Consider the following 19,864-nt stretch of genomic DNA (forward strand, 5'->3'; position numbering starts at 1 on the left):
CATGAGCGCGAGCAGTCGACCCCCGCGCGGGTCGGGTCGAGAGGCGGACGGAACGGCCGGTGGCACGGGACGCGTCGGTCGGCGGGCACTGATCGTGGGAGGTGCGGCGGCTGCCGCCGGGGCGGTGGCACTGACCCACGACGGGTGGAGTCGACTGTGGTGGCGGGTGCCCGGCGTGGCGCGGCCGCGGACGCCGGGCGAGGTGGACCACGTCGGGGCGCGATGGATCGCGGCGTCGGAGGCCAACTGGCGGCGCGCGGACCGACCCGACGACTACGGGATCGACCGAGTGGTCGTCCATGTCACCCAGGGCAGCCTCGCGAGCGCCGTCAGCGCCTTCCGAAACCCGGGGCACCGCGCCGCCGCACACTACATCGTCGGCCAGGACGGACGGGTCACGCAGATGATCCGGGAACTGGACGTGGCCTACCACGCGGGCGACCGCGACTACAACGAACACAGCGTGGGAATCGAACACGAGGGGTTCGTGGACCGCCCGGAGGACCTCACCGACGCGATGTACGAGGCGTCGGCCCGGCTGACGGCGGGGATCTGCGCCCGGTACGGCATACCGACGGACCGTGACCACCTCGTCGGCCACGTGGAGGTGCCGGGCACCGACCACACCGACCCGGGGCCGCACTGGGACTGGGACCGCTATCTCGCCCTGGTGCGCCGAGCGCGGACCGCCCCCTCACCGCGCCCGTCCCCCTCGGGGAGCCCCGTCTGAGGGGGACGGAGGCGGCGGACCGACGCGCGCTCCCGGCCCGGCAGGGAATCGGAGCCAGCCGGGTGGCCGGGTCGGGGGCCACGCGTCCCGTGCGACGCGTGGCGCTCAGGACAGCCCGGCCGCCCGTGCGCGTCGGACCGCCGGGCCGATGGCCTCGGCCACCGCCCGGACGTCGGCCTCGGTGGACGTGTGGCCGAGGGAGAAGCGCAGAGTGCCGCGCGCCAGGTCGGGATCGGTGCCGGTGGCCAACAGCACGTGGCTGGGCTGGGCGACGCCCGCCGTGCAGGCCGAGCCGGTGGAGCACTCGATGCCCTGGGCGTCGAGCAACAGCAACAGCGAGTCGCCCTCACAGCCGGGAAACGCGAAGTGCGCGTTGGCCGGGAGCCGACCCGCCGGGGAGGGGTCGCCGCCGAGGACGGCGTCCGGCACCGCGGAGCGGACGGCGTCGACCAGCCCGTCCCGCAGGGCGCCGACGCGAGGGGCGAAGGAGGCGCGCTCATCGTCGGCGATCCGCGCGGCGACGGCGAGTGAGGCGATGGCCGGGACGTCCAGGGTGCCCGACCGGACGTGGCGCTCCTGTCCACCGCCGTGCAGGACGGGGACCGGCGCGTATCCCCTGCCCAGCAGCAGGGCGCCGACGCCGTACGGGCCGCCGATCTTGTGGCCGGACACCGACATCGCGGCGAGCCCCGAGGCCTGAAAGTCGACCGGCAGCTGCCCCACCGCCTGAACCGCGTCCGCGTGCAGAGGGATGTCGAACTCCGCCGCCACCCGCGCCAGTTCGCGCACCGGCTGGACGGTGCCGATCTCGTTGTTCGCCCACATGACGGTCGCGAGCGCGACGCTCCCCGGATCTCGGGCCACGGCCTGACGCAGCGCCTCGGAAGTCACCCGGCCATACCCGTCGACGGGGAGGTACTCGACCGCGGCGCCCTCGTGTTCGCCCAGCCAGTGCACGGCGTCCAGGACGGCGTGGTGCTCCACCGGGCTGGCGAGGACGCGGGTGCGGTTCGGGTCGGCGGCGCGCCTGGCCCAGTACAGGCCCTTGACCGCCAGATTGTCCGCCTCCGTGCCCCCGGAGGTGAAGACCACCTCGCTGGGCCGGGCGCCGAGGGCCTCGGCGAGGGTCTCACGCGCCTCTTCCACGATGCGGCGGGCACGGCGCCCCGCCGAGTGGAGGGAGGAGGCGTTTCCGGTGGCGCCCAGATGCGCGGTGAGCGCCTCGACCGCCTCGGGGAACATCGGGGTGGTCGCGGCGTGGTCGAGGTAAGCCATGGTCCGGCCGATTCTACGGGCCTCTCGTCGGCCCGTCGGCGCCGGCCGCCCGGCGCGGAGCCCCCGCACGGACACGGGGCGTCCGATCCGCCGGGCGCGACGGGCGGACGGCGGCGCGGAGGGGGCGCCGGGCGACGACGCTGTCGGGGGCGGGTCAGGCCAGTCGCACGCGCGCCAGTTGGCGGGACTGGGCGACGAGCCGGTCCGCGCTGTCCCAGACCTCGGCGTCCTCCTCCAGGAAGCCCCCGGCCAGGTTGCGCGTGGCCACGGACACTCGCAGGGGGCCGGGAACGGGACGGCACCGGACGTGCGCGGTGAGTTCGACGGTGGGGACCCATCCCGTCAGTCCCAGCTCGAACGCGGTCGGCGGCAGCGCGTCGACGGCGAGCAGCAGCGAGAACGGGTCGGGGTCGCGTCCGTCGGCGAGACCGAACCACGCCCGCATCTCGCCCCTGCCGGAGGGCTGCCCCAGGGCCCAGCCCAGGGTGGCCGGGTCCAGCTTGAGCCAGAGCCGGTCGGTGATCGCGGAGCTTCCGGAGACCGGCGAGGGGCCGTCCTCGGCGCCGAAGCACTGCTCGGGCGGGGGCATGACGGGGGGACGTGCCGTGGTGCGGACGTCGTCGGGCAAGGCGTCCAGGTCGCCGTAGGAGGCGAGAACCCGGATTCGCTCGACCTCACTGCCGTCCTCCGCGTACTGGTACAGAGAAGCCTGGCCGGTGGAGAGGGTGCGGCCGGTGCGGACGGTCTCGGTGCGTATGACGGCCGGGCCGGGTTGGGACGCCGTCAGGTAGTGCGCCGAGACGGTGAACGGGTCGGAGTGCGGGAGGGCGTCCGCCAGCGCGCGCCCCAGGACGGCGAGGAGATACCCGCCGTTGACGGCACTGATGATCGTCCAACCGGCCGAGAGATCCACGTCGTAGACCCCGGGGGAGCGAGGGACGGGCCTGGTGTCGCGGTCGAACTCGCTGTCGCCGATGGTGGCCCGGACGGCCGGGGCAGGGGATGCGTCGTGCATGCTCCCACGGTACCGCAGGACATTACTAAGCAGTAGCTTTTTCAGGAGAGGTACGGGGTGTGCTCCTCCTCACTCCCCCTCCACCACCGTCGACCTGCGGTTCCACGCCCGCGGCGCGCGCCAGTGGAACCGCAACGCCAACAGGCGCAGGGCGAAGGCGGTCGCCGCCGCGAGGGCGCTGGTCAGGGGGTTCAGCACGTCCAACCGGATACAAAGGGCGACCAACGTGGCCCCCACCACCGCCGGGACGGCGTAGAGATCACGGTCCCAGCGCAGCAGCGAGGGCACTTCGTTGGCGAGCACGTCACGTAGCACGCCCCCGCCGACGGCGGTCGCCAGTCCGAGGCAGGCGGAAGCGGTCAGGCCGAGTCCGAACTCGTAGGCCTTGGTCGTCCCGGTGACGCAGAAGAGCCCGAGTCCGGCGGCGTCGAAGACGTTCACGCCCGCCTGGATTCGCACCACGTGCGGATGCAGGAAGATCACCAGGACGGCGGCGAACAACGGTGTGACGAAGTACCCCAGATCGGTGAATGCCGCCGGCGGCACGGCCCCGATGACCAGGTCCCGGAAGAGTCCGCCGCCCAGCGCCGTGGACTCGGCGAGGACGGCGATGCCGAACACGTCGAAGTTCTTGCGGACCGCCAGCAGCGCGCCGGAGATCGCGAAGACGAAGATGCCGATGAGATCCAGGGTGTGCTGGACGGACGGAGTGAACAGGTTCTGGAGCACCCGGACATTCTGCCCCTCGACCCACCCGCGTCCGCCCGCCCGGCGTGCGGGGCGCGCACCCCTGGGTCCGCGCCCCGCATCACGCGCTAGCGCGTGGTGCCCGGGTCGCCCGGCTTCTCCGGCTTCGTCGCCGTGTCGGACGCCTCGGGCGCGTCCGACACGGCTCGCGCGGGCCCGGCGACCGGCTCCCTCCCGGGCCCCGGCTCCGGCACGGTCGCCCCCTCGGGCGCCGACTCGGAGTCGGAACCGCCCGAGGACGTCTCCCCCTCGTGGGCGTCGTCCTCGGGCGCCGCCTGCGCCGGCTCACGCGCCGGAGGCACCGTGGTCCCGGTGGCCGGCCCGAGCGTCCCGTCGGCGATCTCCGCTGCGAAGTGGCAGGCCACCCGGTGTCCGTCGCCCGTGTCGAGGAGTTCGGGCCGCTCGATCGCGCACCGCTCCCGCGCCCAGGGGCAACGGGTGTGGAAGCGACAACCGGTGGGCGGGTCGGCGGGCGAGGGAAGGTCACCGGCGAGAAGGATGCGCTCGCGTCGGTCCTCGACGTCCGGATCGGGAACCGGCACCGCGGACATGAGCGCCTTGGTGTAGGGGTGGCGAGGCTGCGCGTAGAGCACGTCGCTCGGGGCCTCCTCCACGAGCGCGCCCAGGTACATCACCCCGATCACGTCGGAGATGTGCCGGACCACCGCCAGGTCGTGGGCGATCACCACGTAGGTCAGGCCCAGTTCCTCCTGGAGCTCCGCCAGCAGATTGACGACCTGGGCCTGGATGGAGACGTCGAGCGCCGAGACGGGCTCGTCGCAGATGATCACGTCCGGTTCCAGGACCAGCGCGCGCGCGATGCCGATGCGCTGCCGCTGTCCGCCGGAGAACTCGTGAGGATAGCGAGAGAGCGAGTCGGCCGGGAGGCCCACCCGGGCCAGGATCTTCTTGATCTTCTCCCGGCGTTCCTCCTGCGTGGCCCCGATGCCGTGGGCCAACATCCCCTCGGTGAGTATCGACTCGATGTTCTGCCGCGGGTTGAGCGAGCCCAGCGGGTCCTGGAAGACCATCTGGAGCCGACGCCGAAAGCGACGCATCTCCTCGGGGGGCAGCTTCGCCAGGTCCGTCCCGTCGAGCAGCACCTCACCCTCGGTGATGTCGACCAGCCGCAGCACGGCCCGCCCCAGGGTGGTCTTGCCGCAGCCCGACTCCCCGACCAGTCCGTAGGTCCGGCCCGCCTCGACCTTCAACGAGACACCGTCGACGGCGTGGACGTGCCCGACCACGCGGTCGACCAGGATGCCCTTCTTGACCGGGAAATGGACCTTGACGCCATCCAGTTCGAGCAGGCTCATGCGGGGACCTCCTCGGCCCGTGCGGCGTGGGGTACGGGGTTGGCACAGCGCACCTGGTGCCCGGCCTCGCGGGGCGCAGTGAGGGGCGGCGGACCGCCCAGGCATTCCAGCTCGTAGCGGTCGCACCGGGGGGCGAAGGCGCATCCGTCGACCCAGGAGATGCGGTCGTTGATCGAACCGCGCACCGGCGTGAGCGGCTCGCCGCGCGGGGCGTCCAAGCGGGGTATGGATCCGAGCAGGCCGTGGGCGTAGGGGTGAGTGGGGTCCGCGAACAGGGCACGCCGTTCGGCGGACTCGACCACCTTGCCCGCGTAGAGCACATTGACCTGGTCGCACAGGCCGGCGACCACACCGAGGTCGTGGGTGATCATCAGTAGGGCGGTGCCCTCCTGATCCACCAGTTCCTTGAGCAGGTCCAGGATCTGGGCCTGGATGGTCACGTCGAGGGCGGTGGTGGGCTCGTCGGCGACGAGCAGGGCCGGAGCGCAGGCCACCGCCATGGCGATGAGCGCGCGCTGACGCATGCCGCCCGACATCTGGTGCGGATACTCCCGCAGCCGGCGGGTCGGGTCCGGGATGCCGACGCGGTCCAGCAGGTGCGCCGCCTCCTTGCGGGCCGCCTCCCCCTTCAGACCCCGGTGACGGAGCAGGATCTCCGTGACCTGCACCCCGATGGGGACGACCGGGTTCAGCGAGGACAACGGGTCCTGGAAGATCATGGCGATCCGGCTGCCCCGCAGGTCGCGCAGGGCGCCGCGGTCCATGGTGAGCAGATCGGAGCCGTCGAAGTCGGCTCTTCCCTGGACGCGTACCCCCTTGCGGGGCAGCAGTCCCATCAGCGCCAGCGAGGTGACGGACTTGCCGCAGCCGGACTCGCCGACCAGGCCGACGACCTGGCCCTGGTCGACGGAGAAGGAGACGCCGTCGACCGCGCGGGATTCCTCGCGGCCCTGCCCGCCGAAGGCGACGGTGAGTTCGTCCACTGAGAGAAGTGACATGTTCAGCCTCGCAGCTTCGGGTCGAGGGCTTCCCGCATGGCCTCGCCGAGCAGGGTGAAGCCGAGGGCGGTGATGATGATGCCGACCGCCGGGTAGACCGCCATCAGCGGGGCGTTGTCGAAGAACCGCTGGGCCTGGGCCAGCATGACGCCCCATTCGGGAACCGCCGGGTCGGGGTTGCCGAGACCCAGGTAGGAGAGCGCGGCGGCCTCGATGATGGCGGTGGCCAGGGAGAGGGTCGCCTGGACGATCACCGGGCTCAACGAGTTGGGCATGATCTGGGTGAGGACGATGCGTCGCCTGCGCACCCCCAGGGAACGGGCGGCCAGGACGTAGTCGCTGCCGCCCTGGGCGAGCATCGAGCCGCGCAGCAGCCGAGCGAAGATCGGCACCTGCACGACACCTACCGCGATCATCACCGTGGTCAGGGACTGGCCCAGGACGGCGGCCACGGAGACGGCCAGCAGCAGCGACGGCAGCGCCAGCATCATGTCCGTGACCCGCATGACGACGGAGTCGACACGCCGACCGGTCTCGCCGCCCAAGGTGGCGGCGGCCCCGGAGAGCCCCCCGACGACGAAGCCCACGGTGAGCCCGATCAGCGTCGAGACGACCCCGACCAGCAGGGTCTGCCGGGCCCCCACGAGCATCCGCGAGAACATGTCCCGACCCAGGTGGTCGAGACCCAACCAGTTCTCCCCCCGCGGGCCGACGAACTGGCCCTGGTTGACCAGCACGTCGCCGCGCCAGGTCTGGGCGGTCGGACTGAACGGCGCGACCCACGGGCCGACGACGGCGAGCACCACGAAGACGGCGATGACACCGGCCCCGATGATCGCCATCTTGCTGGACCTCAGTCGACGGAACGCCTCCCGCCACAGGCTGGCCCCGGCGGTGGACTCGTGGTGTGCGGTGAGCTCCGCGAGGCGTTGGATCTTGTCGGTCTTGGTGCTCACGTCAGTGCACCCGCACTCTCGGGTCGATGAGGCTGTACGCCACGTCCACCAGAAGGTTGATCAGGACGTAGGTGATCGCGATGAACATGATGAAGCCGACGAGCACCGGATAGTCGCGGCCGTCGATCGCCCTTCTGATGAAGGAGCCGATGCCGCCGAAGGAGAAGACGGACTCGGTGAGCACCGCTCCCGAGAGCAGCGAGCCGGTGAGAAGACCGACGGCGGTGACCACCGGCAGCATGGCGTTGCGCAGCACGTGCCGACTCCGGACGACCCGGGGGCGCAGACCCTTGGACTCCGCGGTGCGCACGTAGTCCTCGCCCAGGACCTCCAACACGCTGGCCCTGGTCATACGGACGATGACGGCCAGCGGGATCGACGCGAGCGTCACCGCCGGGAGCACCAGGTGCGTCACCGCGTCCCAGGCGGCGTCCAATTCGCCGGTGAGGAGGCCGTCGAGGACGGCGAAACCGGTGACGTTGGTGGCGTCGATGCCGGTGGACTGGCGACCGTAGGTGGGGAAAAGGCCCAACTCGACCGCGAAGACGCCCTTGAGAATGAGCGCCAGGAAGAATACCGGGACGCAGATCCCGACGAGCGACCCGGATACCGCCGTCACGTCCAGCCAGCCGCCCCGGTTGCGGGCGGCGAAGTAGCCCAGCGGCACGCCGACGACGATGGCGATGACCATGGCGGCCAGGGAGAGTTCCACGGTGGCCGGGAAGCGCAACGTGAACTCCTCCCAGACAGGCTGACCCGTCTGGACCGAGGTGCCCAGGTCGAGTTCGCCGATGCGCTTGAGGAAGCGCCAGTACTGGACGTACAGCGGCTGGTCGAGCCCCAGGGCGCGGTTGATCCGCGCGATCTCGGCCTCGGTGGCCTTCTCCCCCAGGATCGCCGAGGCGGGTCCGCCGGGCAGTCGGTTGAGCCAGATGAACAGCAGAACCGACAGGCCGAGCAGGGTGGGAATGAGCTGAAGCAGTCTTCGTACGACGAGACGCAGCACCCCGCATGCCCCTTTCTTACGTGTTTCTCCGCGTACGCGGGTGGTGGTACGCGTGTGCTGTCGTGAACGGGTCCGTCCGGCCGCCGAGTTCGGCGGCCGGACGGACCCGGGGGCCGTGTCCCGGCGCGCGTGGCGCGGAGGCACGGCGGTGCGGTGACCTACTTGAAGGAGACCTCCGCGAAGTACTCCTGTGTCAGCGGGGAGACCTTCGGGGGGTTGACGTTCTTGCCGAAGGCGATGGCGGGCGGCGAGGACGAGATGGGCAGACCGGGCAGGTAGTCCATGATCATCTCGTTGGCCTTCTCGTAGGCCTCGATCCGCTTGACCGGGTCGCCCTCCTGGGAACCGGCGCGCACCGCCTCGAAGAGCTTCTCGTTCTTGAAGCCCCACTGCTTGTCGTACTCGGCGAACCAGGTGCCGATGAAGTTGTAGCCGTCGTTGAAGTCACCGGTCCAGCCGAGCATGTGCAGGGCACAGCCACCCGCCTCGGTGGCGTCCAGGTAGTCCGGGGCCCACTTCATGGGCTTGGGGGTGACCTTGAATCCGGCCTTCTCCAGGTCGGCCTTCATCAGCTCGAAGAGGTCCTGCGGGGCGGGCATGTACGGGCGGGTCACCTCGGTCGGGTAGCAGAACTCGACCTCCAGGCCGCTCTCGCCCGCCTCGCTCAGCAGTTCCTTCGCCTTGGCGGTGTCGTACGCGTAGGTCTTGACCTTGTCCGAGTGGCCGTCGATGGTCTCCGGCATGAACTGGGTGGCGACCTTGCCGCCCTCGGGCAGCTGCGTCTTGACGAGGTTCTCGCGGTCGATGGCGTGCGCGATGGCCTCGCGCACCTCCTTCTTCTCCAGCGCCTCGTTCTTCTCCTGGGTCATCCCGAGGTAGAAGAGGTTGAAGACGCCGCGGGTGGGGACCTGGAAGCCCGCGTTCTCCAGCGTCTTGACGTCGGCCGGGGCGACGAGGTCGTAGCCGTCGATGTCACCGGCCTGCAGCGCCTGGCGACGCGCTTCCTCGGTGTCGATGGTCCGGATGACCAGGTTCTTCACCTTGGCCTTGTCGCCCCAGTAGTCGTCGAATCGCTCCAGGGTGACTTCCTTGTTGCCCTTGTTCCACTTGGCGATCCGGTACGGCCCGGTGCCCGCGACCGTGCCCGCCTCCTGGCTGTACGCGGGGTAGGTGATCGCGTCGCCCTTGGCCGAGGCCTCCTGCTCCTGGTACGCCTCGATGGCCTTCGGCGAGTGAATCGCGAGGGCGTTCAGGGAGAAGCCGCCGGGCAGGTTGGCGGAGGGCTCCTTGACCTCGATGACGGCGGTGTTCGCGTCCTTGGCGGTGCAGGACTTGTAGTTCGCCTCGGGGGTCTCGGGGTCCTCGTTCTTCGCGAAGCCGCCCATGATGGTCTGCCAGTAGTAGGAGACCGCGCTGGACTGGTAGGTGCCCGTCCAGTTGAACCAGTGGTCGTAGTTGGCGCACACGGCGGCGGCGTCGAAGACCTCGCCGTCGTGGAACTTGACGTCCTCGCGGAGGTCGAAGGTCCAGACCGTGCCCTCGTCGTTGCTCTCCCAGCTCTCGGCCAGACCGCCGACCAACTCGGTTCCGCCCGCCTCGTGTTCGATCAGCGCCTCGAACGCCTGGAGGGTCACCCGGAAGGTCTCGCCGTCGCTCGCCAGCGACGGATCCAGCGAACTGGGATCACCGGGGGCGCCGAAGACGAAAGTGTCCTCCGCCGTGTCGCCGCCTTCGGTGTCTCGCTCACTGGCACAGCCGGTAGCGATCAGTCCGACCGCCAACGCGGCCGTGATCGCCCTGGCGGCGCGGGCTCTGGATATTCGCATAGGGAGGCCACTCCGGGTTCCACTGGGAATGCATGGCTGACCGCCAGAACACTACAGACGGGACCCGCACCCGAGAACAGTCCGGATAGCGGTGATACCTAGCTGAGATCTGAACACTCGATAAACCGGAACCATCCGGAACATCGCGGAAGCAATCACCGAACTCCACCGAGTGGCAAAGGAATTCCCCACTTGCGACCAGGATGGGTGAGATGCGGTCAGATCGCCCGCGCCGGGGTGGACTTCGGGGTGGGCGGGACTGCCACCTCCCACCCGGCACCGCGGCGGACCTGACGGCGTGACACCGGGAGAGGCGGCGAGCGGGAAAGCCCCGTCGCGGACCCCCGACACGGCCCGCGGGCGCGAGGGCGCGAGGGCGCGAGGGCGCGAGGGCGCGAGGGCGTCGGCTCAGCCGGGCTGGGGAGCGGCGGCTCCGGGCAGCCTCCCGGGCGCCGCCGGGTAGCCCTGCCCCGCTCCGGCTGCCGGCGCGCCATGGGCCTCACGGTCGTAGAACGGACGGGCGTTGGCGCGCAGCCACATCGCCACCGGGTCGTACGCGTCGGACATCGGTACGGTCGAGAGCGGCAGTCCCTCCGGGAGGGTCCCGACCGACTGACGCATCATCGTGCGTACCGTGTCCAGGGCCGGCGGGGAGGTGTCGTACACCTCCAGACCGATCGCCAGATACGGTCCGCCCAGCGCCGGCTGGACCCACGCGCGACGCAGCGTCCTGACCGCCGGCGTCCGGTGGGCCTGATGGGTCAGCAGGGCATAGAACTGCGGTACCGAGACCGTCGGGTGAGACAGCCTCAACGGACCGGCCGGCCGGCGCTCCAGCCCGGAGGCGACACGGCGCAGATCCGGCCACGGAACGCCCACACCGCCGCCCGGTGCGTGGGGGTTGAGCCAGACGCCGGTCCGGGTGGGAAAGAGAGAGCGGGCCGCCTCCAAGCCGTCGGCGACCTCGTACGAGCGGTCCCAGCCACTGGCGGAAAGCTCACGGGCGGACGTCACGCAGGGGACGTAGTCGCTTCCGGCCACCTCCATCCCGGCGTAGCGCGCGTCGGGTGAACCCTCCTGCCCTTCCCACAGGAGCATCCAGACCCGGCCCGAACCGGGGACGGCGAGCGCGCGCAACAGCGCCTCGTACGCCTCGTAGCGCCCGGGCGTCACCTGGCGCAGCATCTGCTCGACCGATCCGGCCGCGGTGCCGCTGGCGCTCACCTGTATCGCCCCCTTGAGAAGTCGCCCTGAATATGAAACCAGCTTAGGGGCCCTCCCGGACAGCGGGCGTCCCCCGGACGTGGGCCCGCACACGCGCCGCCGCCGTCCGGGCGCCCGTCCCGCCGAGCGCCCCCGGCGAAGGGCGCGGCCCCCACCGGGACTCCTGTCAGGAGTCCCGTCGATAGAACGGGCCGGTCCGCTCTCGCATCCAGTCGCAGACCGGATCGTCTGCCGCGTCCAACAGCACCAGATGGACCGGCCAGGGCGGCGGGGCCGCGGCGAGAGCCCTGCCCAACGCCTCCCGGGGGAGGGCATGGGCATCCCCGACCACGTCCGACACCTCCACACCCACGAACAACACCGGTTCGCCCGCCTCGACCGAGGCCAGGCAACGGCGAGCCGTGCGGACTCCGCCGACGGCGTCGAACTCCGCGCAGGCGGCGCCGAGGAAGGCCACCGGATCGTCACGCCAGTCGGGCTCGGACAGCGTGACCCGCCCGCCCCGAGCCTCCCCGTCGAGCGGATCGCGCCCCACCCTGCACAGCTCGGCGACGGCCGGCGGCGGAAGCGGCAGCCCCACCGCGCCCTCCGGGTTCACCACGACGCCGACCTGGGGTGGCAACCCTCGGGCGAACTCCACAGCGGGTGCGACGGCGAACGACGTGTGCGCGCCGGCCACTCGGCGCAACTGCCCCTCGGAGCTGAACACCGGGACGTAGGCCTGGCCTTCGATCTCCATCGCGGGCAGGTCGAGCGGGGCGCCGCCCGCGCCGCGACCTGCCGGCAGCGGCACCCAGACACGACTCCGTCCCAGCACCTCCACGATCCGCGCGCCCGCCGTCCGCACTCCGAGCGAGGCGGCGAGGGTCTCCTCCAACTCGTTCGCCGGCCAGCCGTCGTAGGGCCCGGGTGGAGTCTGTGACGGGGTGTCCGCGGAATACTCCGGGGAACCCGCTGGGTAGTCCATCTGCGTACCGCCTGCTCGAACCGCTTGCTGTGGCGGAAAGGCTAGCCCCTCGGGGAGTCCGGCACCGCCTCCGTGACCGTTCTCGAGGGGCGCCCGACACCGGACCCGCCGCCGCGGCCCCGAATCGGCGCACCGACACGGCCGCATCGGGGACCGCAGGGGCCGGACGTCGGTCAGCCGGCGGCACGGCGCGCCCGCCGTCGCGGACGGCCGCGGGGCTCCGCCTTCGGCGTGTCCGCGAAGGCGATGCGGCGCACCGCGTCGGCCGACTCGCGGTCCAGCAGCACCGCCGAGGCCGCGCCGACGGGGAGGCTGCCGCTGCCGGCCGAACGCAGCAACCGGGTGGTGGCCGAGCGGTGGCGCGCGAAGGCGTAGCGGGAAACGCCCCGGCCGCGCTCGCGTTGACCCGCCAAGGCCGTCTCGGCGTCGACGTCGATGAGCAACAGGTGCAGGCGGGAGCCGCGCCGGCGGGCCTCACGGGCCAACCACGCACGCACCCAGGCCTGGGTTCCGCAGTCGTGGACCACCACCCCGGTGCCGGAGCGCAACGCGCGGCGCAGCCCCGCGAAGTGGGCGATCCGCACCAGGGGTCGGTAGAGGGCGTACGGGAGGAAGCGCGGCATCCGGCGGTCCCACCGGTCGCGCGTGTCCTGCGAGTCGACGCGGGTGCCACGCGCGGCGCGCCTCATCAGGGTGGACTTGCCGCTGCCGGGGAGGCCGGTGACGACGACCAGGTCGGCGGGGCCGAAGAGCAGGGCACGCGGACCGCGTCCGACGTCGTCGCGGAGGTCGCGGACGACGGGAGCCGGCAGCGTGGCGGACTCCTCCCCCGCGGCGACGGCGGGCTGCCCCGGCAGCGCGAGGCCGGAGGTGGTGGCGTAGGCCGTGGTCCTGTTCACCGTGATCGTCCTCCCCTGGGGCGGTTCACCCGTTCCCGTCCCGTCGAGTGTAAAGAGCCGGCAATCCCCGGGTCTCGCGATTTCGTGCGCGTACTGCCACAGCCCGGTCACCGCGGACCTCCGGGAGAGGCCGGACGTTCGGGCCGGACAGGCACCGGACCGGCGCGCGAACGAGGGGACGACGCCGAATCGCCCCGGGCGATTCGGTGCCGGTCCGAGCGGTGACGTGGGCGGCCGGCGCGAAGGTGACGCGTGCGAACGTGTGGTCGACCCGACCGAGGCGCACCGTGATCCCCCGTCCCTCGGGCCGGGGACGATGTCACGGAAGACGGGTCTGCCCGGACCGGGCGACCCGTGCGATGATGTGGCCGCCAACTGCATACCGGCCGTTCGAATCCGCGCGGGAGAGTTCCCGGTCCTCGGACCGGGGCGCCGAAGGAGCAAGTACCTCCCTTGAATCTCTCAGGCCCCGTTACCGCGCGGGCGAGGCACATCTGAAAAGCGGGCCGCCCCCGTCCGGCGACCCCACCCACGGTGCAAGCCCTGCCCGTCGCGCTCCGACGGTCACGGCGAACCTCTCAGGTTCCGATGACAGATGGGGAGGAACGACCTCGCCGTCACCGCCTTGGGAGACCACCGACCGATGAGCAGTAACGAACCCCGCCGTACCGCGCTCGACGCCGTGCACCGCTCGCTCGGTGCGACCATGACCGACTTCGCCGGCTGGGAGATGCCGTTGCGCTACGGCTCCGAGCGGGACGAGCACGTCGCCGTCCGCACCCGGGCCGGGCTCTTCGACCTCTCGCACATGGGCGAGATCGCCGTCACCGGCGCCTCCGCCGCGGCCCTCTTGGACCACGCGCTGGTGGGCGACCTCGGCGGACTCAAGCCCGGCCGGGCACGCTACACCATGATCTGCCGGGAGGACGGGGGCATCCTGGACGATCTCATCGTGTACCGCCTGGCCGAGACGGAGTACCTGGTCGTCGCCAACGCCGCCAACGCGGAGGTCGTGCTGGACGCGCTGACCCGGCGGGCGGCGGGCTTCGACGCGCGGGTCCGCGACGACCGGGACGCCTACGCCCTGCTGGCGGTACAGGGGCCTCGGGCGGCGGAGATCCTGGGGGGCCTCACCGACGCCGACCTGGAGGGACTGCGGTACTACGCCGGTCTGCCGGGCACCGTGGCGGGTGTGTCGGCTCTGATCGCCCGCACCGGCTACACGGGCGAGGACGGTTTCGAACTGTTCGTCGATCCGGCCGACGCGGTGGCCCTCTGGCAGGCGCTGACCGCGGCGGGCGAGGGGGCCGGTCTGGTCCCGTGCGGTCTGTCCTGTCGGGACACGCTGCGTCTTGAGGCCGGGATGCCGCTGTACGGGCACGAGCTGAGCACGTCTCTGACCCCCTTCGACGCCGGACTGGGTCGGGTGGTGAAGTTCCAGAAGGAGGGGGACTTCGTCGGGCGGACCGCCTTGGAGGCCGCTGCCGCCCGCGCCGAGGGGAACCCGCCCCGCGTCCTGGTCGGCCTGGTGGCCGAGGGCCGTCGGGTGCCGCGCGCCGGCTACCCGGTGGTCGCCGAGGGGATCGTGATCGGCGAAGTCACCTCCGGCGCCCCGTCGCCGACCCTGGGAAGGCCGGTGGCGATGGCCTACGTCGACGCTTCGCACGCGGCGCCGGGCACGACCGGGGTGGCGGTGGACATCCGCGGCGCCCACGAACCCTACGAGGTGGTGGCCCTGCCCTTCTACAAGCGTAGAAAGTAGTCGCGCCGCAGGCCGGAGCCCGCCCGACCCCGTCGCCCGCGCGGCGCGCCGGACCCGGGGCCGCGGCCCGACCGTCACTCCGACGAACCCCCCCTTCGACACCTTTGTCACGCGTACAGGAGAATTCAGGCATGAGCAACCCCCAGCAGCTGCGGTACAGCAAGGAGCACGAGTGGCTGTCGGACGCCGTGGACGGCGTGTCGACGGTCGGCATCACGGCGCACGCGGCCGACGCGCTCGGCGACGTGGTCTTCGTGCAGCTCCCCGAGGTCGGGGACGCCGTCTCCGCCGGCGAGACCTGTGGTGAGCTGGAGTCGACCAAGTCCGTCTCCGACCTGTACTCCCCGGTGTCCGGCGAGATCACGGAGGTCAACCAGGACGTGGTGGACGATCCCTCGCTGGTGAACTCGGCACCATTCGAAAACGGCTGGTTGTTCCGGGTGCGGGTGACCGAGGAGCCGGCCGACCTGCTGTCCGCCGACGAGTACACCGCCCTCTCCGCAGGCTGAGGAGCCCGCCATGTCCGTTCTGAACACTCCCCTGCACGAGCTCGACCCCGAGGTCGCCGCCGCGGTGGACGCCGAGCTGGGCCGCCAGCGGTCCACCCTGGAGATGATCGCCTCGGAGAACTTCGCTCCGACGGCCGTGATGGAGGCACAGGGCTCGGTCCTCACCAACAAGTACGCCGAGGGCTATCCGGGCCGGCGCTACTACGGCGGTTGCGAGCACGTCGACGTCGTGGAGCGGATCGCCATCGATCGGGTGAAGGCCCTGTTCGGTGCCGAGCACGCCAACGTACAGCCGCACTCCGGCGCCCAGGCCAACGCGGCGGCGATGTCCGCCCTGCTGGAACCGGGCGACACGATCATGGGCCTCGATCTCGCCCACGGCGGTCACCTGACCCACGGGATGAGGATCAACTTCTCCGGGAGGCTGTACGACGTGGTCGCCTACCACGTCGGCGAGGACGGCCTGGTGGACATGGCCGAGGTGGAGCGGCTGGCCCGGGAGAAGCGACCCAGGCTGATCGTGGCCGGCTGGTCCGCCTACCCCCGCCGGCTCGACTTCGCGGAGTTCCGGCGGATCGCCGACGAGGTCGGCGCCCACCTGATGGTCGACATGGCGCACTTCGCCGGCTTGGTGGCGGCGGGTCTGCACCCCAACCCCGTCCCGCACGCGCACGTCGTGACCACGACGACCCACAAGACGCTCGGTGGACCGCGCGGTGGCGTGATCCTCAGCACAGCCGACCTCGCCAAGAAGATCAACTCTGCCGTCTTTCCAGGTCAGCAAGGCGGTCCGCTGGAGCACGTCGTCGCCGCGAAGGCGGTGGCCTTCAAGGTGGCGGCCGGTCGTGACTTCGCGGAGCGCCAGCGGCGTACCGTGGAGGGAGCCCGTGCCCTGGCCGACCGGCTGGTGCGGGACGACGCGAAGGCCGCGGGCGTGTCGGTGCTCACCGGGGGTACCGACGTGCACTTGGTCCTCGTGGACCTGCGGAAGTCGGAACTGGACGGCCGGCAGGCCGAGGATCGACTTCACGAGATCGGTATCACGGTCAACCGGAACGCCGTCCCGCACGACCCTCGACCTCCGATGGTCACCTCCGGTCTGCGCGTGGGGACGGCCGCGCTGGCCACCCGCGGCTTCACCGCGGGGGACTTCGCCGAGGTCGCCGACGTGATCGCCGAGGCGTTGAAGCCGTCGTACGACGCGCAGAGCCTGTCGGCCAGGGTCAAGGCCCTGGCCGACACGTACCCGCTCTATCCGACCGTCGGATAGCTCGACCCACACCGCGCGTCCAGCGCACCGCAGGGGGTGTCGTCCCGGCTCCGGGAGGACACCCCCGGCCGCCGCACCCCACCGTCCTGAGGAGTCAACCGTGGCCATCTCGGTCTTCGACCTGTTCTCGATCGGCATCGGCCCGTCGAGTTCGCACACGGTCGGCCCGATGCGGGCGGCCCGCATCTTCGCCCATCGGCTGCGCAACGAGGGGCTGCTCGGGTCGGTGGCCGGGGTACGGGCCGAGTTGTACGGCTCACTCGGCGCGACGGGGCACGGGCACGGCACGCCGAAGGCGGTCCTGCTGGGCCTGGAGGGAGACTCGCCCCGCACGGTCGACGTGGAGACCGCCGACGAACGCGTGGCGAAGATCGCGTCCTCCGGCGTGCTCCGACTCCTCGGCGAGCAGGAGATACGTTTCTCCGTCGACGAGGACCTGGTGTTGCACCGCCGCAAGGCACTTCCGTACCACGCCAACGGGATGACGCTCTGGGCGCACGACTTCGAGGGTGGCGAGCTGCTCTCCCGGACGTACTACTCGGTGGGTGGCGGGTTCGTCGTCGACGAGGACGCCGTGGGCGCCGACCGCATCAAGCTCGACGACACGGTGCTGAAGCACCCCTTCCGCACCGGTGACGAGCTGCTGCGCCTGACCCGCGAGACGGGTCTGTCGATCTCCGCCCTGATGTTGGAGAACGAGCGCGCCTGGCGTTCGGAGGAGGAGATCCGAGCGGGACTGTTGGACATCTGGCGGACCATGAGCGCCTGCGTGTCCAGGGGGATGTCCCGGGAGGGCATCCTGCCGGGCGGCCTGAAGGTGCGTCGCCGCGCGGCCACCACCGCGCGCAAGCTGCGGTCGGAGGGAGACCCGCAGGCACTGGCCATGGAGTGGATCACGCTCTACGCGATGGCGGTGAACGAGGAGAACGCCGCCGGCGGCCGGGTCGTGACGGCTCCGACCAACGGCGCGGCCGGCATCATCCCGGCGGTGCTGCACTACTACACGAACTTCGTCCCCGGAGCCGACGAGGAGGGAGTGGTCCGCTTCCTGCTCGCGGCCGGCGCGATCGGCATGCTGTTCAAGGAGAACGCCTCCATCTCCGGCGCCGAGGTCGGCTGCCAGGGCGAGGTGGGCTCGGCCTGCTCGATGGCGGCGGGTGCACTCGCAGAGGTGCTGGGCGGCAGCCCCGAGCAGGTGGAGAACGCCGCGGAGATCGGCATGGAGCACAACCTCGGGCTGACCTGTGACCCGGTCGGGGGCCTGGTCCAGATCCCGTGCATCGAGCGCAACGGCATGGCGGCGGTCAAGGCGGTCACGGCGGCTCGGATGGCGCTCCGCGGGGACGGCAGCCACAAGGTCTCCCTCGACAAGGTCATCAAGACGATGAAGGAGACCGGCGCCGACATGTCCGTCAAGTACAAGGAGACCGCGCGGGGCGGGCTCGCGGTGAACATCATCGAGTGCTGACCGCCTTCGCGCACGGCGGTGACCACCTCGCGTCCTCCGCACGCCAGGGCGGTCCGGCGCGCCGCGGGCTCGGGGCGGCGGCGCGGGCCGCTCAGCGGTCCGAGACCCGGACCTCGAACCACGTCGTCTTGCCGCGCGGCAACAGGTCCACCCCCCACCGGTCGGAGAGCTTGTCCACCAGGAAGAGTCCACGACCGCTGACGTCCATCTCCTGAACGGGCATCAGGCAGGGCAGCCCTCGGGACGGGTCGCGGACCTCGACGCGGATCCATCCCGGCCGGCGACGCATCCGGAGCCCGAAGACCCGGGCGCCGGTGTGGCGTACGGCGTTGCCGACCAGCTCCGAGACCAGCAGGACGACGTCCTCCGCCACCCGGGGCGAGAGCCCCCACTGACGGAGGATCACCACCTGGGCCAGGCGTCGGGCGGTGGCCGCCGATTCCGGCCGGGAGGGCAACGGCACCTCGACCACGGCCGGATCGCCGTACAGGTCCAGCGCCCTCGCCGCGTGTTCGTCCTCCACCGCCGGCGACCAGCGCGCCGCGGTGGCACGCCCGGATCCCCGCGGCTGCTCCGTACCCTCCAGCCCCGCCATCCCCCCATCATGGCCTTCGCCTGGAACTCCTGCGGCCGTTCCGGGGGAATACCCCTGCCGGAACGCGATGTTCCGGAGCTGGGGGCGAGTCTGTGTCAAGGGCGGGTCGGGGTCCATTTCGACCCGAACGACCTGTGTGTTCGCGTTTCTCGGGCCATCTCCGAGGCCGCGACGCGCGGCGGTCGGCGGGCCGCCGCCGACCGCCGGCCGGTCCGCCCCTTCGGGCGAACCGGAAGCGCCCGGCGACGTGACGGCCTCAACTGAACCGTGCCTTGCCCGGTCCCTCCTCCACGAAGCTCCGCATGCCGCGCTCTCGGTCCTCGGTGGCGAACAGGCCGGCGAACCAGTTGCGTTCGATGGCCAGGCCGGTCTCGATGTCCGTCTCCAGCCCCGCGTCGACCGACTCCTTGGCGGCGCGCAGGGCCATCGCGGGCCCCCGGGCCAGACTCTCCGCCCACGCGTACGCCTGCTCGTAGACCTCGTCGCCGGGCACCACCCGGTCCACGAGGCCGAGAGAGAGCGCCTCCTCGGCGCCGACCTGTCGACCCGTGAAGATCAGGTCCTTGGCCCGGGAGGGGCCGACGAGGCGGGAGAGCCGTTGAGTTCCCCCGGCACCGGGAATCAGGCCCAGCAGGATCTCGGGCTGGCCCAGCCTGGCCCTCTCCCCGGCGATCCGGTAGTCGGCGCACAGCGCCAACTCGCATCCCCCGCCCAGGGCGTAGCCCGTGACCGCGGCCACCACGGGCTTGGGGATCCGGGCCACCGCGGTGAAGGACTCCTGCAGGGCACGGGCGCGCAGGACCATGGCGGAGTGGTCCATCGCCCGCATCTCCTTGATGTCCGCCCCCGCCGCGAACACCTTCTCGCCGCCGTAGAGGACGACCGCGCGCACGTCCGCGCGCGCCCCGACCTCCTCGGCGAGCACTTTGAGCCGGTCCTGGGTGGCGATGTCCAGCGCGTTCATCGGCGGGCGGTCCAGGCGAAGGACACCGACACCGTCCGCGACTTCCAGTTCTACGGTCATGCCCAGCAGGTTAACGCCCACTAACCGGGCCGGTGCCCGAGCGGGGCGGACGGCCGCCCCACGCCGACGGTTTCCCGCCGTCGCCGGCGGTGCGCGGTCACCACCGTTCGGGTATCGCCCGCCCCGCCCCGGCCGGCCCGGGCGGCACACCCGCCTCGGAGGTCGACACACCGAGCGGTTCCGTGCCGTCGACGACGTGAGCACGAGGCCCTCGGTGGGAAGAACCGAGGGGAGGAAAGGCGGCGGCACACCAGGAGGGGCGGCGACGGCCGGGACG

General features: G+C 71.6%; 18 protein-coding genes and 1 riboswitch. Of the genes, 5 read left to right on the top strand and 13 right to left on the bottom strand.

Annotated elements, in window-relative coordinates; genetic code table 11:
- Window position 1: 1 nt before the first annotated feature.
- Window positions 2–730, top strand: coding sequence for a peptidoglycan recognition family protein (locus JEK78_RS05160; protein ID WP_200262920.1), 729 nt, complete (start codon window positions 2–4; stop codon window positions 728–730).
- Window positions 731–835: 105 nt separating this feature from the next.
- On the opposite strand, the gene JEK78_RS05165 is transcribed toward JEK78_RS05160, so the two are convergent.
- The 11 genes from JEK78_RS05165 to JEK78_RS05215 all read right to left on the bottom strand — a co-directional run bounded on the left by JEK78_RS05165 (window position 836) and on the right by JEK78_RS05215 (window position 12,959).
- On the bottom strand, window positions 836–2,005 hold the full coding sequence (locus tag JEK78_RS05165) for a cysteine desulfurase family protein (RefSeq protein WP_200262921.1): 1,170 nt from the start codon (window positions 2,003–2,005) through the stop codon (window positions 836–838).
- Between the two features lie 154 nt (window positions 2,006–2,159).
- Window positions 2,160–3,020: a thioesterase family protein gene (locus tag JEK78_RS05170; protein ID WP_200262922.1), complete on the bottom strand. Its 861-nt coding sequence runs from the start codon at window positions 3,018–3,020 to the stop codon at window positions 2,160–2,162.
- Window positions 3,021–3,089: 69 nt separating this feature from the next.
- On the bottom strand, window positions 3,090–3,749 hold the full coding sequence (locus JEK78_RS05175) for a trimeric intracellular cation channel family protein (protein ID WP_200262923.1): 660 nt from the start codon (window positions 3,747–3,749) through the stop codon (window positions 3,090–3,092).
- An 86-nt stretch (window positions 3,750–3,835) separates the two neighbouring features.
- Window positions 3,836–5,083 (bottom strand): oligopeptide/dipeptide ABC transporter ATP-binding protein, encoded by a 1,248-nt coding sequence (locus tag JEK78_RS05180; RefSeq protein WP_200262924.1) that lies wholly within the window; start codon window positions 5,081–5,083, stop codon window positions 3,836–3,838.
- Window positions 5,080–6,081 (bottom strand): ABC transporter ATP-binding protein, encoded by a 1,002-nt coding sequence (locus JEK78_RS05185; RefSeq protein WP_200262925.1) that lies wholly within the window; start codon window positions 6,079–6,081, stop codon window positions 5,080–5,082. Before JEK78_RS05185 ends, JEK78_RS05180 begins: the two co-directional genes overlap by 4 nt.
- Window positions 6,082–6,083: 2 nt before the next feature.
- The gene (locus tag JEK78_RS05190) at window positions 6,084–7,037 is read right to left on the bottom strand and encodes an ABC transporter permease (RefSeq protein WP_200262926.1); all 954 of its coding nucleotides are present in this window, start codon (window positions 7,035–7,037) and stop codon (window positions 6,084–6,086) included.
- Between the two features lies 1 nt (window position 7,038).
- Window positions 7,039–8,043: an ABC transporter permease gene (locus tag JEK78_RS05195; RefSeq protein WP_200262927.1), complete on the bottom strand. Its 1,005-nt coding sequence runs from the start codon at window positions 8,041–8,043 to the stop codon at window positions 7,039–7,041.
- Between the two features lie 158 nt (window positions 8,044–8,201).
- On the bottom strand, window positions 8,202–9,869 hold the full coding sequence (locus JEK78_RS05200) for an ABC transporter substrate-binding protein (protein WP_200262928.1): 1,668 nt from the start codon (window positions 9,867–9,869) through the stop codon (window positions 8,202–8,204).
- Window positions 9,870–10,277: 408 nt separating this feature from the next.
- On the bottom strand, window positions 10,278–11,093 hold the full coding sequence (locus JEK78_RS05205) for an enhanced serine sensitivity protein SseB C-terminal domain-containing protein (protein ID WP_200262929.1): 816 nt from the start codon (window positions 11,091–11,093) through the stop codon (window positions 10,278–10,280).
- Window positions 11,094–11,259: 166 nt separating this feature from the next.
- Complete coding sequence (locus JEK78_RS05210) at window positions 11,260–12,060, bottom strand: enhanced serine sensitivity protein SseB (protein ID WP_200262930.1); 801 nt, start codon at window positions 12,058–12,060, stop codon at window positions 11,260–11,262.
- 173 nt (window positions 12,061–12,233) lie between these two features.
- On the bottom strand, window positions 12,234–12,959 hold the full coding sequence (locus JEK78_RS05215) for an AAA family ATPase (RefSeq protein WP_200262931.1): 726 nt from the start codon (window positions 12,957–12,959) through the stop codon (window positions 12,234–12,236).
- Window positions 12,960–13,350: 391 nt separating this feature from the next.
- A riboswitch (glycine riboswitch) is annotated at window positions 13,351–13,447 on the top strand.
- A 155-nt stretch (window positions 13,448–13,602) separates the two neighbouring features.
- Between JEK78_RS05215 and gcvT the strand changes: the two genes are divergently transcribed.
- The 4 genes from gcvT (at window position 13,603) to JEK78_RS05235 (ending at window position 17,968) form a co-directional block, all read left to right on the top strand.
- Window positions 13,603–14,721 (top strand): glycine cleavage system aminomethyltransferase GcvT, encoded by a 1,119-nt coding sequence (gene gcvT / locus JEK78_RS05220; protein ID WP_200262932.1) that lies wholly within the window; start codon window positions 13,603–13,605, stop codon window positions 14,719–14,721.
- A 131-nt stretch (window positions 14,722–14,852) separates the two neighbouring features.
- Entirely contained in the window at window positions 14,853–15,230 is a 378-nt protein-coding gene (gene gcvH, locus JEK78_RS05225) for a glycine cleavage system protein GcvH (protein ID WP_200262933.1), read from the top strand.
- Between the two features lie 10 nt (window positions 15,231–15,240).
- Window positions 15,241–16,500: a serine hydroxymethyltransferase gene (gene glyA / locus JEK78_RS05230; RefSeq protein ID WP_200262934.1), complete on the top strand. Its 1,260-nt coding sequence runs from the start codon at window positions 15,241–15,243 to the stop codon at window positions 16,498–16,500.
- A 100-nt stretch (window positions 16,501–16,600) separates the two neighbouring features.
- A complete protein-coding gene (locus tag JEK78_RS05235; RefSeq protein WP_200262935.1) occupies window positions 16,601–17,968 on the top strand; it encodes an L-serine ammonia-lyase in 1,368 nt (455 codons plus the stop codon).
- Between the two features lie 91 nt (window positions 17,969–18,059).
- On the opposite strand, the gene JEK78_RS05240 is transcribed toward JEK78_RS05235, so the two are convergent.
- Both JEK78_RS05240 and JEK78_RS05245 read right to left on the bottom strand, forming a co-directional pair.
- Window positions 18,060–18,563 carry an ATP-binding protein gene (locus tag JEK78_RS05240; RefSeq protein ID WP_200262936.1) on the bottom strand — a complete coding sequence of 168 codons (504 nt, stop codon included), beginning with the start codon at window positions 18,561–18,563 and terminating at the stop codon, window positions 18,060–18,062.
- A 256-nt stretch (window positions 18,564–18,819) separates the two neighbouring features.
- Entirely contained in the window at window positions 18,820–19,587 is a 768-nt protein-coding gene (locus tag JEK78_RS05245; RefSeq protein ID WP_200262937.1) for an enoyl-CoA hydratase-related protein, read from the bottom strand.
- Window positions 19,588–19,864 lie beyond the last annotated feature (277 nt).

Source organism: Streptomyces sp. HSG2 (genome assembly GCF_016598575.1).
Classification (GTDB): Bacteria; Actinomycetota; Actinomycetes; order Streptomycetales; family Streptomycetaceae; genus Streptomyces.